The 21,573-nt window shown below is 47.2% G+C and carries 18 protein-coding genes and 1 riboswitch; of the genes, 15 read left to right on the top strand and 3 right to left on the bottom strand.

Annotation, left to right across the window (positions count from 1 at the left end):
• Positions 1 to 154 precede the first annotated feature (154 nt).
• From M3629_RS28770 to mutY, 5 genes are all read left to right on the top strand, one after another.
• Positions 155 to 1,849, top strand: a complete 1,695-nt coding sequence (locus M3629_RS28770; protein ID WP_251511657.1) for an ATP-binding protein — start codon at positions 155 to 157, stop codon at positions 1,847 to 1,849.
• Positions 1,850 to 2,070: 221 nt separating this feature from the next.
• Positions 2,071 to 2,505 carry a BrxA/BrxB family bacilliredoxin gene (locus tag M3629_RS26335; RefSeq protein WP_090924929.1) on the top strand — a complete coding sequence of 145 codons (435 nt, stop codon included), beginning with the start codon at positions 2,071 to 2,073 and terminating at the stop codon, positions 2,503 to 2,505.
• Between the two features lie 162 nt (positions 2,506 to 2,667).
• A complete protein-coding gene (gene nadE / locus M3629_RS26330) occupies positions 2,668 to 3,477 on the top strand; it encodes an ammonia-dependent NAD(+) synthetase (RefSeq protein ID WP_251511654.1) in 810 nt (269 codons plus the stop codon).
• A gap of 348 nt (positions 3,478 to 3,825) precedes the next feature.
• Positions 3,826 to 4,242 (top strand): holo-ACP synthase, encoded by a 417-nt coding sequence (gene acpS / locus M3629_RS26325; protein WP_251511629.1) that lies wholly within the window; start codon positions 3,826 to 3,828, stop codon positions 4,240 to 4,242.
• 192 nt (positions 4,243 to 4,434) lie between these two features.
• Positions 4,435 to 5,688 carry an A/G-specific adenine glycosylase gene (gene mutY, locus M3629_RS26320; protein ID WP_251511728.1) on the top strand — a complete coding sequence of 418 codons (1,254 nt, stop codon included), beginning with the start codon at positions 4,435 to 4,437 and terminating at the stop codon, positions 5,686 to 5,688.
• 63 nt (positions 5,689 to 5,751) lie between these two features.
• Here mutY and M3629_RS26315 read toward each other — a convergent pair whose 3' ends face one another.
• Positions 5,752 to 6,363 (bottom strand): superoxide dismutase, encoded by a 612-nt coding sequence (locus tag M3629_RS26315; RefSeq protein WP_123066845.1) that lies wholly within the window; start codon positions 6,361 to 6,363, stop codon positions 5,752 to 5,754.
• 417 nt (positions 6,364 to 6,780) lie between these two features.
• On the opposite strand from M3629_RS26315, the gene M3629_RS26310 reads away from it, so the two are divergent.
• The 9 genes from M3629_RS26310 (at position 6,781) to M3629_RS26270 (ending at position 17,191) form a co-directional block, all read left to right on the top strand.
• On the top strand, positions 6,781 to 7,206 hold the full coding sequence (locus M3629_RS26310) for a GNAT family N-acetyltransferase (RefSeq protein WP_090924581.1): 426 nt from the start codon (positions 6,781 to 6,783) through the stop codon (positions 7,204 to 7,206).
• A gap of 327 nt (positions 7,207 to 7,533) precedes the next feature.
• A complete protein-coding gene (gene lepB, locus M3629_RS26305; RefSeq protein WP_435368280.1) occupies positions 7,534 to 8,118 on the top strand; it encodes a signal peptidase I in 585 nt (194 codons plus the stop codon).
• Positions 8,119 to 8,302: 184 nt separating this feature from the next.
• Positions 8,303 to 10,246: a tRNA epoxyqueuosine(34) reductase QueG gene (gene queG / locus M3629_RS26300; RefSeq protein WP_251511624.1), complete on the top strand. Its 1,944-nt coding sequence runs from the start codon at positions 8,303 to 8,305 to the stop codon at positions 10,244 to 10,246.
• A 21-nt stretch (positions 10,247 to 10,267) separates the two neighbouring features.
• Positions 10,268 to 11,293, top strand: a complete 1,026-nt coding sequence (locus M3629_RS26295; RefSeq protein ID WP_251511622.1) for an HD-GYP domain-containing protein — start codon at positions 10,268 to 10,270, stop codon at positions 11,291 to 11,293.
• Positions 11,294 to 11,471: 178 nt separating this feature from the next.
• On the top strand, positions 11,472 to 11,735 hold the full coding sequence (locus M3629_RS26290; RefSeq protein WP_123066848.1) for a YneF family protein: 264 nt from the start codon (positions 11,472 to 11,474) through the stop codon (positions 11,733 to 11,735).
• Between the two features lie 56 nt (positions 11,736 to 11,791).
• Positions 11,792 to 12,385 carry a GTP cyclohydrolase I FolE gene (gene folE / locus M3629_RS26285; RefSeq protein WP_090924577.1) on the top strand — a complete coding sequence of 198 codons (594 nt, stop codon included), beginning with the start codon at positions 11,792 to 11,794 and terminating at the stop codon, positions 12,383 to 12,385.
• A 113-nt stretch (positions 12,386 to 12,498) separates the two neighbouring features.
• Positions 12,499 to 13,371, top strand: coding sequence for a lipoate--protein ligase family protein (locus tag M3629_RS26280; protein WP_251511620.1), 873 nt, complete (start codon positions 12,499 to 12,501; stop codon positions 13,369 to 13,371).
• Between the two features lie 73 nt (positions 13,372 to 13,444).
• Complete coding sequence (locus M3629_RS26275; protein ID WP_251511618.1) at positions 13,445 to 13,669, top strand: hypothetical protein; 225 nt, start codon at positions 13,445 to 13,447, stop codon at positions 13,667 to 13,669.
• 201 nt (positions 13,670 to 13,870) lie between these two features.
• Positions 13,871 to 17,191, top strand: coding sequence for an S-layer homology domain-containing protein (locus M3629_RS26270; protein ID WP_251511615.1), 3,321 nt, complete (start codon positions 13,871 to 13,873; stop codon positions 17,189 to 17,191).
• Between the two features lie 107 nt (positions 17,192 to 17,298).
• Here the strand turns inward: M3629_RS26270 and M3629_RS26265 are convergent, their stop codons facing one another.
• Both M3629_RS26265 and M3629_RS26260 read right to left on the bottom strand, forming a co-directional pair.
• A complete protein-coding gene (locus tag M3629_RS26265; RefSeq protein WP_251511613.1) occupies positions 17,299 to 18,591 on the bottom strand; it encodes a Fe-Mn family superoxide dismutase in 1,293 nt (430 codons plus the stop codon).
• Between the two features lie 214 nt (positions 18,592 to 18,805).
• Complete coding sequence (locus M3629_RS26260; protein ID WP_251511611.1) at positions 18,806 to 19,813, bottom strand: alpha/beta hydrolase; 1,008 nt, start codon at positions 19,811 to 19,813, stop codon at positions 18,806 to 18,808.
• Between the two features lie 423 nt (positions 19,814 to 20,236).
• On the opposite strand from M3629_RS26260, the gene M3629_RS26255 reads away from it, so the two are divergent.
• Positions 20,237 to 20,980, top strand: coding sequence for an IclR family transcriptional regulator (locus M3629_RS26255; RefSeq protein WP_251511608.1), 744 nt, complete (start codon positions 20,237 to 20,239; stop codon positions 20,978 to 20,980).
• Between the two features lie 161 nt (positions 20,981 to 21,141).
• Positions 21,142 to 21,255: riboswitch (TPP riboswitch) on the top strand.
• Positions 21,256 to 21,573: the final 318 nt, after the last annotated feature.

Here is a 21,573-nt window from a genome sequence, read left to right as displayed (position 1 = left end):
ATAGACAATGTCTGTTACTGCCTTTTTCTGAAATCAGACAGGGTGACTCGGTGTTCTATTATGCAGCCTAAAGCGATATATTGTAATATGCTGTCGCCTATGTTTTAATCAGAATTAAATGAGGGAATGTACAGGCAGAGGAGGAGATGACATTGTGGTTGCGTTAAAGGACATTCTTTTACAAGTACTGCTAGCCGGATCGGCAGTATTCCTGATTCCCTTATTTTATTTGGGTCTCTCCAAACAACAGGTCATGCGAATGGATCATGCAGATAAGGTCAATTTCAGCTTTGCGGCAACAAGTATCATTAGTATGCTGCTCTGTCTAATTTTTGCATTATCCGTAGGTTCCGAGACCGTTCCTATATCCCTAAGTATTATCCCGGTTACTCTTGCGATTCTATATTGTAAAGCCCACATAGGCGCTGCCTTGTCTATTCTACATATTCTCTTCTATTTTCTTTTAGCACATCCCTATGATCTGTACGGATTTCTTCTTCATACGGGAATACTTCTCTATCCTATTGTATGGTTGTCTGCCAAACGATTCAAGCATAATACATGTTCCCGCAAAATGAATACGGTCATCGCGCTGATTACCGCTGAACTGGCTGTTGCAATTCTGTTATGGATGGTTTATGTCTATCCCGATACGACATATTCCAAGCTCTATCTGGTTTTGTCAGCGCTTGGATACATGGCAGGTGCACTGGCTGCTGGAAGCATGAGTCAGCTGTGGCTGGATCGGATGGGACGTTATCGCGGAATGGAACAGCAACTATCTGAAGTGCATCACCATTACATGAGTGAAACGGAGAAACTGCACCAGATTTTGAATGCAGTACCTCTTTCTATAGCCACGGTAGATGTCGAAGGCAAAGTTGTGTTTGTAAACGAACTGATGAAGCAAACGGCCAAAGAACAGCTTCCGTGCACATCGGCACATAACTTAATTGGGCAGCACGCCAGTCAATTTGTCGAGCAGGAACAAGCGGATAAGATGGAACACAGCATCCAGCAAGCCGTTGTGCATGGTGAAGTAAGTGTGCTGACGGTGCGATACGGATCGCATGTATTTCTTTCCCGAACGGTCCCGATCTATGATTATGTTACAAAGGGCTCGAAGGAAGTCTCGGGAGCTATGCTCATTATTCAGGATGTTACCGAGCTTGAGATGTTGCGTAGCGAACTTGATAATGTGGATCGTCTAAGCTTGGTTGGACAGATGGCGGCAAGCATCACGCATGAGGTGCGCAACCCGATGGCTGTAGTGCGAGGGTTTCTTCAATTAATGCAGGAAAAGAGTCCAGATTCCCTGAATCATTATTATCGAATTGTTATGGAGGAGCTCGACAGAGCCAATAGTATCATCAATGATTTTCTGTCCCTGGCTCAGAACCGTATTGCGGAAAAAGAAGAATCACAATTACACGATATCATTCATGAACTCAGTCCTTTGCTATGGGCCGATGCCAATCTGAGAGGTCAGAGCATTGAACTGATGCTGGCCCATAACGTGCCGAAGCTGCATCTGAATGCGAAAGAAATTAAACAAGTCGTACTGAATCTGGCTCGTAACGGAATGGAAGCCATGACCGAAAAAGGTGTGCTTACTTTGGAAACACGGATGGTTGATGACCGGGTGGAACTGTGTGTACACGATACAGGGCCGGGAATACCGCCAGTGAAGCAGGAAAAACTGTTTGAACCATTTTATACAACCAAAGCAAAAGGAACCGGACTGGGATTATCCATGTGCTTGAGCATTGTCGAGCGGCATAATGGCACAATCTCCGTTGAATCCGAAGAAGGGCAGGGGACGACGTTTAAGGTTGCCTTTCAACGTTAGAGCGTCAGCATATTTTGCCAGACCATTAGCCATAATAATTGGGAGAAAGCTGTTCCGAAGGTGTTGTCTGAACCTTGCTTTCATTGCATGGGGATGTATAATAGGAATAGCACAGCGTGTATCCATTTTTTTCGATATGGACGCATTCGTTGGTGCATCGCTATAGTCCTCTAACTTTTCAAACGAGATCATAGAACAACCATTATAAGGAGTGAAACTGAATGTCGATGTCATTTGATCAATACATGAGAGATATGGTTCAGCCAATGCGGGATGAGCTGACTCGTCTGGGAATCCAGGAGCTGCGCACACCGGAAGAGGTTGAAGCAAGCTTGCCGGATGCTAAAGGAACAGCACTGGTCGTAATTAACTCTGTATGCGGATGTGCAGCAGGTCAATGTCGTCCAGGGGTTGCTCAGGCACTTCAAAACGATTTAACACCAGATCACCTCTACACCGTATTTGCTGGTCAAGACAAGGAAGCAACGGCGAAAGCACGTGAATTCTTTGCTCCATACCCACCATCCTCACCGTCCATTGCTTTGCTGAAAGACGGAGAACTCGTTCACTTTATCGAGCGTCACCAAGTGGAAGATCGTTCTGCAGAGGAAATCGCGGCTGACCTGACAAGTGCATTTGAACGTTACTGCCGTTAATCTGCTCTATAGAACGCCCCGCACTTCGGATGCCCGATGCCGGGGCGTTTCATTTTGGACAGCTCAGGTTATTGAACCATTCGAACCTTTCTAGCTGGACACCAACATACCTTTCGAACGAGCATCAAAATTCTATTATAGTAGAAACGGGGTGTATGAACGATGAGTTTGCAACAACAGATCATCGCTGAATTGAAGGTTAAACCGAGTATTAATGAAGCTGAGGAAGTACGCAAGCGTGTGGATTTTCTGAAGACGTATGTCAAAAATTCCGGTACCAAAGGATTGCTGATCGCCATTAGCGGCGGTATTGACAGTGCCGTGGCAACGGCACTTTGCAAACAAGCTACGGACGAGCTTACCGCGGAAAACAATCAAGAGTACAAAACGCTGGGTGTGTTCCAGCCTTATGGAGAGCAAGCAGATATCCAGGATAGTTATGCTGTAGCCAAAGCATACGATCTGAAGCATGTTGTGGAAACAAACATCGAGGATGCCGTGAATGAAATCGCGCTGGAAGTAGAGCAGGGCTTCAAATCTCTTGGCAGTCCGCGTCATATGACTCATCAAGGCAAGGGCAATGTGAAAGCAAGAACACGTATGGTGATGCAATATGCGCTTTCTTTTGAAGAAAACCTGCTGGTCGTAGGTACGGATCATGCATCCGAAGCAATCACCGGCTTTTATACCAAATGGGGCGACGGAGCCGTGGATATCACACCACTGAGCACACTCAACAAACGCCAAGTACGTCAGCTTGCTGCTTATCTGAAGGTGCCGCAATCCATTCTGGACAAAGCTCCTTCAGCAGGGCTATGGGAAGGTCAAACCGATGAGGACGAGCTGGGTATTTCATACGAGGCGAACAGCGATTACCTTGAAGGCAAACAGATCGACCCGGCTGCGCAAGAGCGTCTGGAGTCCTTTTACACACGCACACATCACAAACGGAATGCGATTCCTGGTATTTAATATTGGGAATTTATAGATGTAATCGAGTAGCGTGCTTTATTTTCAAATGAGTCGTTGCTTACAAATGAGTCACTGCCTTGAGCAGCGGCTCTTTTTGTTGTTCTAACTTACCGCCATGTCAAAGGGAGAATGGTCATGGATCACCGTTTTCCGTAACTGCTAAAGGTGAGTCGTGATGGGGAATGGGAGTGGTTTCATTAAAATTTTAGCAAAAGTGGAAATACAGATACCAGACACTCGCATCCATGCACGCCTCCTGCTACAATAGAATACGTGTTCGGAAAGCAATGGATTCCTACAAGTAAGGATTATCTTTTATAGCCTAAAAGATTAAGCGGGTGAATCGTTATGATATATGGCATTGGCAACGATGTATTAGAGATAGAACGGTTGCGCAGACTGCTGTCTGGCCGCCAGGCAGAGGCATTTATGAAGCGTATTTTAACTCCGGCTGAACGGGACGTTGCGGCTAGCCGCGGGAAACGAATGGCGGAGTTTGTATCCGGACGTTTTGCGGCCAAAGAGGCGGTATCCAAAGCATTCGGATGCGGGATCGGCGCTGTCATAGGTTTTCATGATATGGAAGTGTTACCTGACCCGTCTGGTCGTCCGGTTGCTACATTGTCCACTCAGGCCTGGGAGCGGCTTCAGCTACCGTGTGGTCAGAGGTACCGGATTCATCTAAGCATTACACATCAGCCAGAGCTGGCGGCCGCATTTGCTATTGTGGAGCAGATACATGAAGTGAACGGGGAAGAGACGTAAGGAAATGGGCAGGCAACCCAGACGAAGATAAAGAAAAGAAGCAGATTTCTATGTTGGGTTGGATTAGGGATTGGACAAGGTATGAATAAATGCAGAGCATGGGTAAACGAATTTGAGGAATACCTGCATGACGGAGGTCGACAGATAGTCGTATTCATTAGATGATTCGTGGATACAGGAAAGGAAGGGCATATGGGTTTACAAGAACAGAAACGACATTTCAGCGTGAATTTGCTGGAGTGGTACATGATTAATAGACGTGATTTGCCGTGGCGTCGCCACAACAATCCGTATTTTACTTGGGTTTCGGAGATTATGTTGCAACAGACGCGTGTAGATACGGTGATTCCTTATTTTAACCGATTTATCGGGAATTTCCCGACCGTCCAGGCTCTTGCCGAGGCACCGGAGGAAGAGGTGCTGAAAAATTGGGAAGGGCTTGGATATTATTCAAGAGCGCGTAACCTTCAGGCAGCAGCAAGGCAAGTTATGGAGCTGCATGGCGGAGAGATGCCGCAGGACAAGCAGAGCGTCTTTGCGTTAAAAGGGGTCGGCCCGTATACAGCCGGGGCCATTCTCAGCATTGCCTTTAACCAGCCGCAGCCAGCGGTGGACGGCAACGTGATGCGGGTGCTGTCCCGATATTTCCTCATTGATGAGGATATCATGAAGGGCAGCACCCGGGTTTTGATGGAAGAGCTCGCGGGAGAGCTCATTCCGGAAGGGAGCGCGCGTGATTTCAATCAGGCGCTGATGGAGCTTGGCGCGCTGGTGTGTACACCCAAAGCGCCGCATTGCTTGACTTGCCCGGTGATGGAGCAATGTTCCGGCAGAATTGCCGGAAGGGAGCTTACGTTGCCGGTCAAGACCAAAGCGAAGCCGCCGCGCCCTGAGCAGCGGCTGGTTGCCCTGGTGGAAGGCCGCGGTGCTCATCGCGGCCGTGTGCTTGTGCGCCAGCGCCCAGAGACAGGCCTGCTGGCCCGGATGTGGGAGCTGCCGCATGTGCTAGCGGCGCCTGCCGCAGCAGGTAAGGCGGCAGCGCCGCTGGCGGATGAGCCGGCCATGGCTTTGCTGGCCGGCAGTCTATGGGCGGAAGGCTTCGCTGCCCGCCCGGAAGGGCTGGCTACCCATGCGGAGCATGTGTTCAGCCACATTGTCTGGAGCCTGCAGGTGTACAAGTGCACGGAGCAGGACCAGAGCAGTGAGCTTCCGCTGGTTGCCGCGGAAGCCAGAGCCGCCTACGATGCACAGGCGGCATCCCTGGCGGAATCATCAGCACTCATCGCCGCTCAGGGGGTGCAGGAAGCGATGACAGGCAAAGGCGATGGCCTCACGTATCAATGGATCGGCCCGGAAGATATGGAGAAGCTGGCGTTCCCTAATGTATTTCTGAAGCTTCTTCGCAACTATTTCGCTGGAGCCTATGATGAGGCAACGGAGCAATAAACAACAAAGAGCCTGAACCGATCACAAAGGATCGATTCAGGCTCTTTTTATTCGAACAGCTTCTTATTTCGCTGCTGCGTAACGTTTGTTAACTTCATCCCAGTTGATTACATTCCAGAATGCACCGATGTAATCAGGGCGTTTGTTTTGATATTTCAGGTAGTAAGCGTGCTCCCATACGTCCAGACCCAGAACTGGAGTCAGACCTTCGAAAAGCGGGCTGTCTTGGTTAGGTGTGCTAGTGATGGACAATTTGCCATCTTTGCCAACAACGAGCCATGCCCAGCCGGAACCGAAACGAGTTGTAGCTGCTTTCGCGAAGTCTTCTTTGAACTTGTCAAAGCCGCCCAGTTCGCTATCGATTGCTGCTGCGATGTCACCTGTAGGTGCGCCACCGCCGTTCGGTCCGATGATTTCCCAGAACAAGCTGTGGTTAGCGTGTCCGCCGCCGTTGTTACGAACCGCTGTGCGGATGCTTTCTGGTACGCTGTCCAAGTTAGCGATCAGATCTTCCAAGCTTTTGTTTTGCAGTTCAGGAGCGCTTTCCAGAGCTGCGTTCAAGTTAGTTACGTAAGTGTTGTGATGGCGATCGTGGTGGATTTCCATCGTTTGTGCATCGATATGTGGTTCCAGTGCATCGTTAGCGTAAGGAAGTGCTGGTAATTGAAAAGCCATAGTGAAATACCTCCTGAGATTTTGTGATTTGTTGTTAAGGTACATATGTAATAATACCCTTGCCATTAATATTAAACCGCATTCGGGATAATTAATCAACATTTTTGTTTATTAAGTACCCCGAACCGTTAATCCAAAGCGAGGCCAGAGATAACAAACATATTTTACCCATTATGAATAAAATTATGAGATTTCGACGGAAAAAATCGTTAAAATTAAAGCTAAATCAATGTAAACGTTTACAATAAAGCGCTTTCAGAAGAAAATGCGTGTTTTATGGAGAAAAGTATGGTTTAATTGACGAAGAAGCGGTATTTTCTCGTTTTTTGTCATTATATGAACATCGGGTTTTTGGTAAAAGGGGATTCCCTTTTTTGTAAAACCTCATCTAAGCTAACGAAAAGGGAGATTTAAAACATGCACGTTCGTTCCTTTCAGTTGAGTGATGCAAGCCAGATGACGGAGCTTCTCCAGGTTGCACTATCGGAAGAGTGTTATGAGAACACGATGGGCCCGTTTGCCCGTCAATTGTCATGGGATTCTGACCTGATCATGGTTGCGGAAGAAGAGGGAGACCTCGTGGGCGCTTTGATTGGTACGATTGATCAAAACCAGGGATGCATCTACCGTATTGCGGTTCATCCAGACTATCGTCGCCGCGGCGTCGGTAAAACACTTGTCGAGGCTATGGAACAGCGGTTCCAGCAGCGTAAAGTCAGCCAGATTTGGGTGGCTGGTGATGAGCACAACAAAGCAGCCATGCCTTTGTATGAAGCAATGGGATATGGGGCCAATAAGATTCTGAGTGCTTTCCAGAAACTTAGTATTTTGTCCAAGGCTTAATCGATGTAGGTAAATTCGGTGTAGTTAAGAGTAGTTAGACAAAGAATTAAAGAGATTTTCATTTCATATTAGGCATATCTGTTCACGCATCATGTCGTGAGAGATATGCCTTTCTATTTGTATGAGGAGGGAGCGGCTGATATGCATCCTGTTTTCTTTTTCCCAAAGCGTGTATATAAGAGTGTGATTTTCTATATGCTGGTGACCATCTCCAATTGTTTCGCTCTTACAAATAGAGTAGACTGAAAGGGAGTATCGTCGAAAGTTACGCAGTATAATCTACAAACTGATAAATGAGGTGTCTCTTTGAATTCTAATATGCCTTCTATGGAGCATTCGACGTTTGAGGAGCAAGATCCGAAACCTGTTCCTGAGCGAGCAGGGAAGTCCTGGACAGCTGAATTGTGGGACTGGGTGAAGACCATCGTAGTGGCTTTTGTGGTCATGATGCTGCTGAATCTGTTTGTATTTAATCTGTCGATGGTCAAAGGACAGTCTATGCAGCCAACGCTGGTCGAGTCCGATCGTCTGTTTGTAAACAAAATGGTCTATCATTTCGGCGAACCGGCCCGGTCGGATGTGATCGTTCTTCGTGACCCGAGTGAAGGTTCAGGCAAGAAAGATTTTCTGGTAAAACGAATCGTTGGACTTCCTGGAGATACTATTCAGGTGAAGGGCCATCATCTATATGTAAATGGTGTTCAGCAGGCAGAGAGTTACACCGACATTGAGGTACAGGACCCTGAGTTTGGTCCGGTTACGCTGGCAGCGGATCATTTCTTCGTCATGGGAGATAATCGACATGAGGGTAAAAGCAAGGACAGCCGTGTGTTTGGGAGTATAACTTCCAGCGAGATTGTCGGCAAAGCCGAGTTTATTTTTTGGCCATTCTCCGAGATGAAAAAGCTGTAAAATGTTGGACCACAACAACTTCGAAGCGCAATTTGCGTTTAACCATACAGGCACGTAGACTGTACATTTAATCTTATGCAAAACATATATCGTTATAGTTTAGCGCCTGGTCTCTTAAGTGAGGCGGGCGTTCATTGTTTAAAGATAACGAAAATTACGTGCCTTATAGAAAAGAGGGAGAACAATGACGAACGTACGGACCGGGGCAGCACAGGCCGCCTCCGTATGGGAAGCGTTAAAGCAGGAGATCAAGGCGGCAGGCCCGGAACTGGGTATAGATGATATTGGTTTTGCTTCAGCGGACCCTTTTGTCTCTCTGAAGTCACTGCTGGAGCAGTCTCGGGATAAGGGATATGCCTCGGGATTTGAAGAACCGGATATTGAAAAAAGAGTACATCCCGCCCTCGCGGATAGCAAACCTGCTTCCCTGATCGCCATCGCCGTAGCTTATCCATCCAAAATGGTCAATCCGCCGAAGTCGGAGCCTGGCGCGTACCGCGGCATTTTTGCTCGTTCGGCTTGGGGGCAAGATTACCACCAGGTGCTCCGCGCGGCGATGGACAAGCTGGTGAATTTTATCCGTGAACGCGTTCCGGAAGCGATCATTGAAAGTATGGTAGACACAGGCGCGCTTGTGGACCGTGCCGTCTCGCAACGGGCAGGGATTGGTTTCAGTGCCAAGAACTGCTCGATTATATCGCCCAAATTCGGTTCATGGATATTCCTGGGTGAGCTTGTTACGAACATTCCGTTCCCGCCAGATACTCCCGTCACTGAGGATTGCGGGGAATGTACGAAATGCATTGATGCCTGTCCTACAGGTGCGCTGGTTGGTCCTGGCCAATTAAACGCACAGCGCTGCATTTCTTTTCTGACCCAGACTAAAGGGTTCTTGGATGAAGAGTTTATGTTGAAAATAGGCAACCGTCTGTACGGTTGTGATACATGTCAGATTGTATGTCCGAAAAATCGGGGCAAAAACTGGGATCACCATCCCGAGTTTCATCCTGATCCGGAGGTTGTAAAGCCATTGCTGTTGCCGCTACTGGATATTGGCAACCGTGAATTCAAGGAACGTTTCGGTCAAAGTTCTGCCGCTTGGCGGGGCAAAAAGCCGATCCAGCGCAATGCGGTCATTGCACTGGGCAATTTCAAAGACAAAAGCGCTGTACCGAAACTAACGCAGGTACTGAAGCGTGATCCGCGTCCTGAACTGCGGGGAACCGCTGCCTGGGCGCTGAGCAGAATTGGAGGAGAAGACGCCATGAGAGCTATTGGGGAAGCTGCCGCAATCGAACAAGATGGGAACGTGCTAAGTATGCTGCAGAAGGCTAAGGAGAGATTGTTATCGTCCGAAACCTTACCCGATCCGCCACAGGCGGAACAAGTGAATGTGGCAAAGCAAGTGCACGGGATAACGCAAGAACGAGTAGATATAGAGGGCGTTGTGAAAGACGGACAAACCGAATTTATATCTATAATAAGAGATGTGGAGTTTGGAAAGGACAATTCGTGGACTACGAACGGTACTCAAAGGGAAAGTGAAGGTGAGCCTGAGCAGCCCGTTTCCTCTAGCAAATCAGAGGCAGCTGCATGGAAGCCATCAGCAGTAACCGGGCTTCATGGCAAGCCTGTGTATTATGATGAGGTGCTGACACCAATTGGTACACTTACCTTATGTGCAACCGATGAGGGACTGTGTCATATCGATTTTGGTGCTTTTCATGTTCGGGAAGCTCATCTGCAACAATGGGCCCGTACGTGGGTCGGTGAGTACCGATATGAGAAAAATGAAGAGAAGCTTAGCGAAGCTGCTGAGCAGTTACGGCAGTATTTTGCTGGCGAGCGAAAGACGTTCGACCTGCGAATTCAGCGATATGGGACTGCATTCCAGCTACAAGTTTGGGAGGTTCTGTCCGATATATCTTATGGAGAAGCCTTAACCCACCAACAGGTTGCGGAAAAGATCGGCAGGCCCAAGGCTGTACGTGCAGTTTTGGATGCTATTAGCAAGAACCCAATCCCGATTATTATTCCTTGTCATCGATTGAGCGGTAAAGATGGCACTCTGGTAGGTTACGTAGGCGGTCTGCAAACCAAGGAGCAATTGCTCACATTGGAGCAGTAATCGTAAGAGCGGGGGACGTTCATGAAGTATGTAAACGTGGAAAGCGTGGAGGCGGGGGAGATTTTGGGCAAGACGGTGTATTCCAGTAATGGGACAGTGTTGTTGTCTGCCGGAGTCCAGCTCACCGTGTTTATGGTCAATACGCTGAAGCGTATCGGGGTAACCACGCTGTACATCCAGGATGAAGCGTATAAAGATGTGGATACAGAAGATATTTTGGATGAAGCCACGAAACGGGCCATTATCAATGAGATGAGCGTTACGCTTGAAGCGGTAAGGTCCGGGAAAGACTGGAGTCCGAAAAAAGTTGCGCTCAGTATAGACAAGTTATTGAATGATGTGTTGAATGGGCGTGAACTGCTGGTGCAGTTAACCGATATCCGAACCCAAGACAATGCACAATATGTTCATGCGATGAATGTCTGTTTGCTGTCTTCGGTTATTGGGCTGAATATGGGGCTTAATTACAATCAGCTCAAGGATCTGGCTGTAGGCGCCCTTTTACATGATATTGGAAAAGTAGGCGAGCCTCCTGGTACTGTTCCTACTTCAAAGCTGCACCACACATGGCGTGGTTTTGAAGTGATCAAGAACAAGCGTGAGTTCAGTCTGCTTGTTGCGCACACTGCACTGCAACATCATGAACACGAGGACGGCAGTGGTACACCAAGGGGAATCAGAGGGAAGGACATCCATCTTTTTGCCAAAATTGTAAGTGCAGCTAACATCTATGATAATCTCATTAACGGTCTGTCAGGCAGCAACATGCTACCCCATGAAGCGTGTGAGGCAATGATGGCGATGTCCGGAACGAAGCTGGATCGCGATATTCTGATAGAGTTTAACAAAAGTGTATCCGTATATCCCAACGGGACTGCTGTTCGGCTGTCTACGAAAGAGACCGGCGTCATTGTCCGCCAGCACCGCGGACTGCCAGGCAGACCGGTTATTCGGGTGGCTCACGGTAGCACGCGTTATTCGCTGGATGTTGTTGAGATTGATTTGGCCAAACAGAACACGATCTTTATTGAAGGTGTAATGACGTAAGTGATATAACTGGAAAATGCGTTTGCTCAGGACGTGTGGAAATGCTATGATAACTCTCAGGAAATCCGGTCAGTGTTATGTTTGCATCATGGTATAAAATCTTTATCGTTCATGATGTGTACAAGCACAGATCATCAGTTTTTTTAGATTGTATATTGCATACAGAGGTGTCTAAGAGATGGAGATTGTAATACCGATTATTACATTGATTGTGGGTCTGGTCGGTGGATTTTTCATCGGGGTGTTCTACCTGCGTAAACAGCTTGAGAAAATGCAAAGCGACCCTGACATGCTACAGAAAATGGCGAAGCAAATGGGCTATAACCTGAATGGCAAGCAAATGCAGCGTGCCCAGCAGATGATGAAGAATCAGCAACCAGGCGCAAAAATGCCTCAGCCGACTCAACATCCTGCGCGTAAAAACTCGGGCCGCCGAAAATAATAGCTGTAGGTGATTAATTCGCTTGCAGGATGTGGTTCGAAAGGAGGCGCTTGGCAGTGGCTGGCGTGAAAGATTATTTGAATTCCAAAGTATCCGACAATCGGGAGAAGATCGAGTATCATGTCGAACAGATTCTCAAATTGATCGGAGAAGATAGCACACGTGAAGGACTTCTGGAAACGCCTGCGCGTGTAACCCGGATGTACGAAGAGATTTTCGGTGGATATGAAGTGGATCCTCGTGACGTGCTGGGTGTCACCTTTGACGAGAATCACGAAGAACTGGTCATCGTGAAAGATATTGTGTACTACAGCCAGTGCGAGCACCATATGGCACCGTTCTTTGGTAAAGTCCATATTGGATATATACCTAGTGGGAAAATTGTGGGTCTGAGCAAAATGGCACGCTTGGTTGAAGCAGTAACACGCCGTCTTCAAGTACAGGAACGTATTACGTCACAGATTGCGGACATCTTGACCGAAGCGGTTGCACCGCATGGCGTGATGGTTGTTGTTGAAGGCGAGCACTTGTGCATGTGTTCCCGCGGCGTGAAGAAACCGGGTAGTAAGACGGTAACCTCTGCTGTACGCGGATCTTTCCGTGATAACCCTGCACAGCGGGCCGAGTTTTTGTCTTTGGTTAAAGAGTAATTATAATAAGCCGAGTTCCTTGGGGAACCGGCTTATTTATATAGGGCGTTTTTTTCGTATTTGCTGGAGGGACTGAAACTACATATGAATTCGATAGTCGGAGGTTATGGACGATGAGTATACCTTCCCAATCCAATCAGCTACCTGAGGCGGAGAAGAGCGAGTTGACTGTACAAAGGATATCCGCTGAGAAGGATTCGTCGCTACGTTTGCAAATATGGGAGACACCGCTTATGCGCCTGGGCAGTAACGTGCTTGACGCTTTTGCATGGGAAGAAGTGATGTGCAGACGTGTGGGAGCGGGGCATCTGCCTGTTGCTCATATATGGCGGCACCCAGATGCCTTTGTGGCCGGCTTACGCGACCGAAGGCTACCTCGGGCAGTCGAAGCGATGGATACTATCAGAGGTCAGGGGACAGCAGTATGTGTAAGGCCTTCTGGTGGGGCCGCTGTCCCGTTGAATCCGGGTGTTGTGAATGTGTCGCTGATCTTGCCCAATCCGGGGCATGCGATTAATATTCATGATGATTTCCGCGAGATGGCTTCGATTATTGCCGAGTCATTAACTCCCTGGTCATCTCAGGCACAGACCGGAGAAGTACAGGGAGCATTCTGTCCTGGGGATTATGATGTCAGCGTGGGTGGATTGAAATTTTGCGGTATTGCCCAGCGGCGTCAGGCCAAAGCCTACATCATTACTGCATTTATCATTGTGGAAGGTCAAGGGGATCAGCTTGCTGCGGAGGTGCGTAAATTCTATGAAGGGGCCTCGGGAGGGATAGCCGAAGGATACCCTGAGGTCAAGCCCGGGACTATGGCAAGTTTGCAGGAGCTAACAGGGGTACCATCCACGGCTGCGTATACGGCTTCGTTGGTACGCACACTGCGTAATAGGTATCCTCATGCAGCGACAGAACGGGTGCTTTCTGTTGATGCGGGTGATGTGTTGCTGACGGCGGAACAGATGAGACAGCGTTACGATTGAGTTCTTTTGCAGGTAGGCTTGGAATTGGTGAAGAGAGATGGTATGATGTGATTTCGGAAGGAGAGGATTTAGAGTGGAAACATTGCGATATACATACCTGTATGAAGTCGTTTCGACAGGTGAAAAATCAGAATTCAGCCAAATGGCAACCAGTAAAGAAGAGGCTGCTGCCTTGATTGTGGCACGTATTGCCGATCTGGAGTTCACAGAAGAGTCCGATATCAAACTCGGTGATCTGATCGCCATCAGCAAACAGGTTGGGGACAACTATGTAGCGTGCGAGGGCTGTGCTTCTTAACATAGATATGTTATGTATGAAGTGTAATATGAAGTCGTTATTTAAGCGAATCTCTAATGAGAGGTTCGCTTTTTTTTATTGTCCCCCCAATTATAAAAGTCGGATAACATCGATAAAAAGTAAATATTGTCGTATTTTGTTCAGAATTGGTTCAGAATGCCTTGTTATACTCTTCTCAGTTAAATAGAGAAGGGATAGAAGATGATGCATAAAAAAGTCTTCAGCAGTAAGAGTTTTTTTAAAAAAGTGAATTTAATAATGCTTATCTCTTTGTTCGTTCTTGGCTCATGGCCAGGGATATTTGGAAAAGCTGCGGTTCATGCAAGTAACTGTTTTGAGAATACGGAGACTGATGCAAATGGACAGTTATGGAATTTGATATCAACTCCCGCAGAATTAGATTGTGTACGTAACGATTTAGATGGGAATTTTAAGTTAACCCAAGATATTACCAAAGAAGCATTAGACAACTACTTGATGGATACTAGTACACAGATCACTAGATCTTGGGAACCAATTGAGGGTGAGGATGGAGAATCTTTTACAGGAGTATTTGATGGTAATGGTCATAGTATTATCGGTTTAAAAATTTACAAACCGGAACATGATCAAGTCGGTCTATTTACGAAATTAGATGATGCCGTAGTACGCAATTTGACTATCATTGACGCAGACGTAAATGGTGCAGAGACTGTTGGGGTACTCGCAGGAAAAACAGAGGATTCTATTATAAATAAGGTGGATGTTTCAGGAAAGCTTTTTGGGGAATACCGTTCAGGCGGATTAATAGGTTATTCTACGGATAGTAAAATTACTGCTAGCCGAGCTTCAGTAGAAATTGTGAAACAGGGAGAAAATGAAGATGGAACCTTTGGAGGACTCATCGGTAGAAGTAAGAGGGATTTCATTGCAGGCAATGTAGCCTTGGGTAACGTGACAGCTGGAACAAATTCAGACTCAATAGGTGGACTTGTTGGGAAGGCAGTAAATAGTACCATTTCACGAAATTATGCCTCTGGTACAGTGGAAGGTAACTATGAGGTAGGCGGATTGGTTGGGGAACTAGAGTATGATGGCCCTGCAAGTATAGACAATAACTACGCTACAGGATTGATCGTTAGTAACGGCAATGGAGATGGAGCTATTGAAGAGTTAGAGTATAGTGCTGAACGAATAGGGGGGCTATTCGGCAGATTGGGTCTAGATTTCAGCGATGAAACTGGAGGGCTTGTTTCAATATATAACAACTATTTTGCGGGTTCTCTAAGTATTTCAGATGATCTTAACGACGAGTTACATGTGGATGAGAGTAGTATAGGGGCTTTTTTGGGCGAGAAAAACATTACTGATGTTCATTTGGAGTTCTCCAACAACTACTATCTTTCAAATAATAATCCCGCTTATGAAATGAATCAAACCCAATATGCAACTGCTAAAACAGCTGCGGAATTGCAATTAATTAGTACGTTTCAGCATTGGGATTTTAATAACATTTGGGATTTTCAACTTGGAGTAAATAATAACTATCCAGTATTACGTCCGTATATCGAATTGAATCAGGCATTTGTTGGGGGATTCCCGATCCAAGGGACAACTACACCTACAAAAAGCAAGATTACAGTAAAACTCAAAGAAGCAGGCAGAGTGTATTATGCTGTGCGTGTTATGGATTTCTCTGAGCTGTCGAGTGAAGAGACTAGGAATGAAGCGCTTAGCAATCAACATGTTATCGATGTGAATGCCAATGAAGAGAAATCCATCATTATTCAAAATCTCAACCCCGATACAGATTATCAATTTTTCATTGTCGCTGACGATGTTCAAGGACGTTTGTTGCCACATCCTGAGCAAATGATCACGAAAACTCTTGCAGCTTCACCAATTACACCGCAGAGTGTGGTTGCAAAAGCTGGTGACGGAAAAGCAAGTATAACATGGGCTAAGGAGCAGGGAGTTACCTATTCCGTGTATATGTATAAAGGCTCAAAGGCTCCTGAAGATCCAGATGCTTGGACAGATATCACCGAAAGTATGTTGGAAGATCAAAGTGTGACTGGATTAACGAACGGCAGCTCGTATGTCTTTGCAGTAAAAGCAACGTATGCACAAGATGGCAGTGTATCTGAATTCATTGCTTCTAATGTGATTGTTCCGCAAACGGCAAACACTGGAGGTGGGGGAAGCCAAACGAATCCATCGACTCCTTCTCCGTCACCATCCTCACCAGTGTCAACTCCACAGAAGGAAATCATCAAAGTGGATGTGGCGAGTGGCGAGCAAGCTTCCACCATTGATTCCTTGGAAATCAGCCGGACTCGTGGATCAGATGGTACAGTAAAAGATGAGCTTGGACTGAATCAAAGTAAAGCGCAGTCGGTTATTGATCAGCTCAAGAAAACCGGGTCGCGTACCGCTGTTGTGCTGATTCCAGATGCAAAAGATGAAGTCTCTCAGTGGGACGTGAAACTAGCGCGGGAATCAGCTAAATTGTTCACTGAGCAAGGAATTGAGCTGGTTATCTCCAATCCAAACGTGAAAGTAACCATTCCTGCCACATCTATGAAGGACAGAACAGATGATGTATATTTCCGCCTCGTGCCTGTAAAGAAACAGGAGACACGTCAGGCTATTGAACAACGATTGCTGGCTAACGAGATGATTACTCAATTCGCTGGCACCAAAGACATTCAGGTGTTGGGACGTCCGATGACGATTGAAACGAATCTGCAAAGCCGTCCAGTAACGCTTGTCCTGCCAGTGGACAGCAAACAGCTTGTAGATGTGAAACCAGCGGAACTTGGTGTGTATATCGAGCACAGCAACGGAATTAAAGAGCTGGTACACGGAAAAGTAGTGACATTGAATAAAGATAATAACCAGCAAGGCATTGAGATCATTGTGGATCAGTTCAGTACCTTCTCCGTGGTACGGGTCAAAGACTGGGCTGATGATACGGCAAAAGCAAAACCTTATATTCGCGGGTATGCTGATGGACGTTTCCAACCGGAGCGGTTCGTAACACGAGCAGAGATGGCCACATTGATTACACGTGTACAGGATACATCATCAGCTTCGATGGAAACATCGTTTACAGATGTTAAAGCTGGCCAATGGGCTTATGACAGTATCTCCGCTGCAACAAAAGCGGGTTATTTTAAAGGTTATACTGATGGCAGCTTTAAACCGGAACAAGGGATGACACGGGCAGAGATCGCCAATGTATTACAACATTTGCTGAAAGGTGAACAGGCAGTGACATCCGAAGCAATGGCTACATTCACGGATGTGAAGCAGCACTGGGCACAGGAAGCAATCGCTCGGCTAGATGCAGCAGGTGTTCTTACGGGATACACAGACGGTACATTCCGTCCTGAAAAGCTTGTATCGCGTGCTGAAGCCGTAACCATGATTAACAAATTAATTGGTCTTCAGCCTGCAGCAACTGCTCTAAAATCCTGGTCGGATGTGCCTGATACCCATTGGGCCTACCAAGCGATTCAGGCCGCGTCCATAAAGGATTAACGGCGAGCCTATCGTGCTAGTCAAGAGCGATAAGGGAGACATGTTTTCAAAGAGATATCTTTCAGTCTTTGACTGGAGATATCTCTTTTTATATTATTAGCTTGGTTTTAATAAGGCGGCCATAGCAGCTTACGAGCAGTCTCGTACCGTTCTGCAACGGCAGGCCAGTAGACGACATTCCACCAGTCTTCAATGTACTTTTTGCGTTCGTTCTGATGCTTGAGATAGTAGGCGTGCTCCCATACATCCAGCGGAAGAAGCGGAACGATGTCCGATTGGGACAGATTCTGATGTTTTTCAGCCTGCAAAATTTCCAAGCGGTGAGCTCGCGGACTCCAGACCAGCATAGCCCAGCCGCTACCTTCGACCTTGTTAGCAGCCTCGGTGAATTGATTTTTGAATGCTTCATAGCTGCCAAAATCACGTTTGATCTGCTCTACAAGCATACCTGTAGGTTTTCCGCCACCTACCGGGTTCATAATGGTCCAGAAGATGGTATGCAAATAATGACCTGCTCCATTAAAAGCTAGCTCGCGCTCCCAATGTTTGATAAGTTCAAAATTGTTCTTTTTCCGGGATTCAGCGAGTTTCTTCTCCGCAACGTTTAAACCGTCCACATAGGACTGATGGTGCTTGTCATGATGAATGCGCATCGTCAGTTCGTCAATATGGGGCTCCAGCGCATTATATGCGTAAGGGAGGGGAGGCAAGGTGTGCCCGCCAATAGGAACCGGTTTTTCCTTTACCGGGGAAGAAGCAGGTAGGGTTTCGGCAGGAGCCGTCCCGACCGTCGATGGTTGGATTGACGATGATTGCACCTGCGCGGAAGCAGCAGGGGATGCATTGGTTTGCCCGGCAGAAGAGGCTTGTAATTCCGTTGCTTCTAGACGTGCGCCCGGAGAGATTTTGGAGTTAATGTTGTGTAGAGCATTCTCCAGCAGCATTGACGATGCTGGTTCTGTTTCCCGTAAAATACCCGGCTGGCTCAGGGTTTCTAATACCCCCAGGAAATACTCCGACTCGCGAATGATATGCAAAATGAAAGTTTGGGCAAGTGGGGCCGCACGCACCGCTGCACTTTGCTCAAGCATGATATAAAGCTGCTTTATAAACTCTCTGGACTGATGCTGTGATGTCCGAACCAGTTGATCAATACTTCGCATGATATAGGGGGCGGGCGGCTGGGTTGCTGGCAGCAGCTGCTTTATCAACTGATTCGCCACTTGCTCAGTGCTTGCAAAGGCGGCTTCCCATTCCTCCAGAAGTTTAACGTAGGAGGGTTCAAGGTCCGGAACCAATGTGCGAATGATGAGCGTATGTTCTTTCTCTTGCTCTTTCCAGAAACGGATTTCTTCCAGCATCCGCAGAGGCAGCAGATGGCCGTATCCATCGCAGTTCATATGCGTTATACCTCCAATCTTTCAGATTATTTTACGAATAAGATACTTCTTTCAAGGCATGAGCCAAAGTATGAATCCGCTCTTCGTTTAATTACCTTTGCTCTGTCTCAACAGTGTATTCTTGGGATGCATTGTCCTATGAGTATAAAAAAGAGCCCCAGAGGGCTCTAAACATATCGCAATGCCGTATATCATTTTAATATTACTGCTGGTTTTACTGCACATCCTCACTGCTTGTCTTCGTCACGTGACTAAGGAAAGTCGAAACGCGGCGCAGATATTCCTTCGGATGCTCCCGGAAGATCAATTCATGATGCGCGCCTTGCACAATCCATTCTTCTGAATAAGGATTCGTCTGATTGGCGGCAAGTTGTTCAGCAATCGGGTAAGGGGCCTTCTCATCTTCTGTACCGTGAATAAAGAAGATCGGGAAAGGATAGTCCTTTTTCTTCACTTCCTGATAGGGTATTTGTTGCAGGCCGGTACCGTTCAAGACAGGGAAGAGTAATTTCATAATCTCTAGCGTTGGTTGACGCGGCAGATTAATCTGATTATGAATGTTGTGGTACAACGTATCCGGCTCCAGCAGGAAGGTACTGTCCAGGATCATGGCATCTACTTCTTTGGTCAACAGTCCAGTCTGTAGCGCAGTCCCTGCGCCCATGGAAAATCCCCAGACAACCAGTTCCTGTGCTCCGCGCTGCTTCGCCAACTGAATGGCTCCCAGCAATTGCTGAGACTCGGCTTTGCCGCCAGTAGCTACTGCCCGGTTGACCTGAGAGGCAAAGCCGTAATCGAACATGACCACATTAAACCCGAGCTGGTGTGCGTAATGAGCCAAGTCATACATAGGTACCCAGGTTTCCTCCCGGTTCGCACCGTAGCCGTGGCTGAAGATAATAGTTTTGCCAGTATCGGTGTTTGCAGGGATATACCAGCCCTGCATGGTTCGGCTGCCATCGGCGGCAGGGAATGTAATGTCTTCATATTTCATGTTTTTGGCCTGCATCGGATTCGAAAACACCGGTGCAACCGTAGGGTTGGAGAGCACCCATGCAATATAACCGTGTAAGGCAATAAAACAAAACAACAGAAAAAATACAACGGAGAGCAGCAACGCTACGACAATATGTTTAAACCGAATCAGCCTCGGTGACAACGAAGCGGGCAGATCGGACACTTTGGTATGCAGCGGGGCTTCGCTCTGGGATGTCGGATACATGCACGCCCCTCCTTTGAGTTTCGGATGAAGATAAATATGGCGAAGCCATAACGATATGAAAAAATAGCATTGTAATGCTTTTCAGCACGTATTCATGATGATGCTATCCTGATGCTAAAGTCATACTTTTGTTCCTATATCTAAAATGGTTCCTGTCTTTATCGTATGTCCCGATATAGTCAAAGTCAATTGATTGGCGCTAATTGTTACGCAATTGTTATATAGTTCTTAAGATGTAGAGGTAACAATTCCATAGTGTGTAAATTACAGGAGATTGCGTTATGCAAAATGGATATCTTTGTTCATTTCTTTGTGTGTAGATTATCTTCAAAACCGTTCTTTTTGGTTTACAGATGAGACTGTTTCTCATATAATTTATGTAACCAAGTTTCATGTGATGAAACATGAGGAGGGCATCATGCCATGGAAGACCGCAAGTTAACCGTCCGGGCTGTAGAACGGGCGCTGGATATATTATTATGTTTTACCACACGCAGTGATCTTGGACTCACCGAGATTGCCAGCCAGATTGGTTTGCACAAAAGTACGGTACATCGATTGATGGCTACACTGGAGGATCGGGGGTTCGTGATACGTGATGCAGCAACCGAAAAGTATCGGCTGGGCATCCGGATCTGGGAGCTGTCAGCACATATGTCACGTAGTGATGATCCAGCAATCTTGTTGTTACCCGCAATGGAGAGACTGCGTGATCGTTTGGGTGAAACGGTAAGTCTTTACCTTCGTGACGGAGGTGAACGGATTCGAATTCAGGCTGTGCAGAGTGATCAGGCTATTCGGCGGGTTGCGCCTGTAGGGGTCCGACTACCGCTTTCCGTAGGGGCTTCCAGCAAAGTGTTAATGGCATTTGCCGCTGATGAAGATCGCGAGGAACTGATGAACGGCCCGGAATGGCCTGTATTTATCGATCCGGCCGTGTATCTGGCACAGATGGAAGACATTCGTGTGAGCGGATATGCAACCAGTTATGAGGAACGTGAGCCGGGAGCTGCCGCTGTATCCGTGCCAATTATGGATCGCAGAGGCAACATTGCAGCAGCACTTTCCGTGTCCGGACCTGTTAGCAGGCTCTCGCAAGAAACATTGCATGAGTACGCGCCTGTATTGAAAGAAGCAGCTGCGCAGATGGGATTAATGTTGCCATAGGGGTTGGCACGTGTTTGAAAATCGGCTCGAGAGAAATTCTGCATCTGGAATATTAAGGTTGTATTTATGTCCAGATTACGCTACTCTGTAATGGACGACCCGGCGGGGTCGGTTGAATGTTATCTTTTAAGTCGAACGGCGGCCTGGTTGTCGCAATACGTTTACGTTACTGGGGGAGTCCGAATTGTCCGGACTGAGACGGGATCGCATGAGATTCCGGACCCTTTGCACCTGATCTGGATCATACCAGCGTAGGGAAGTAATCGGCCACATGACCACAAACACCACAGGCGTTAATCCGGGATCCATGCTGTATTGCAGCAGATGGCCCTGGTTGCGCTATGGTGATGGACATCAGTCGGTTCCTTCGGAACCGGCTTTTTTTATTTACATCGGCAAGCATAGATTCAGTTGTTGTGTTTCACCATGGCAGTGACAGCATAACAATTGCGGCATATATGCCTGGACTTCTAGGAGAAGTAATCTCGTGTTCGTGCTCGTGCTGATTGTACATAAACGCTGTCTCTTGGATCATTCTGGCTGCTTGTGCAGGGACAATCCTGCTGTGCTTCTGTGCTCTGCTTTTCCAGACG

Source organism: Paenibacillus polysaccharolyticus (assembly GCF_023714295.1).
Taxonomy (GTDB): Bacteria; Bacillota; Bacilli; order Paenibacillales; family Paenibacillaceae; genus Paenibacillus; species Paenibacillus polysaccharolyticus_A.
This window is presented reverse-complemented; position numbering and strand designations above follow the sequence as displayed.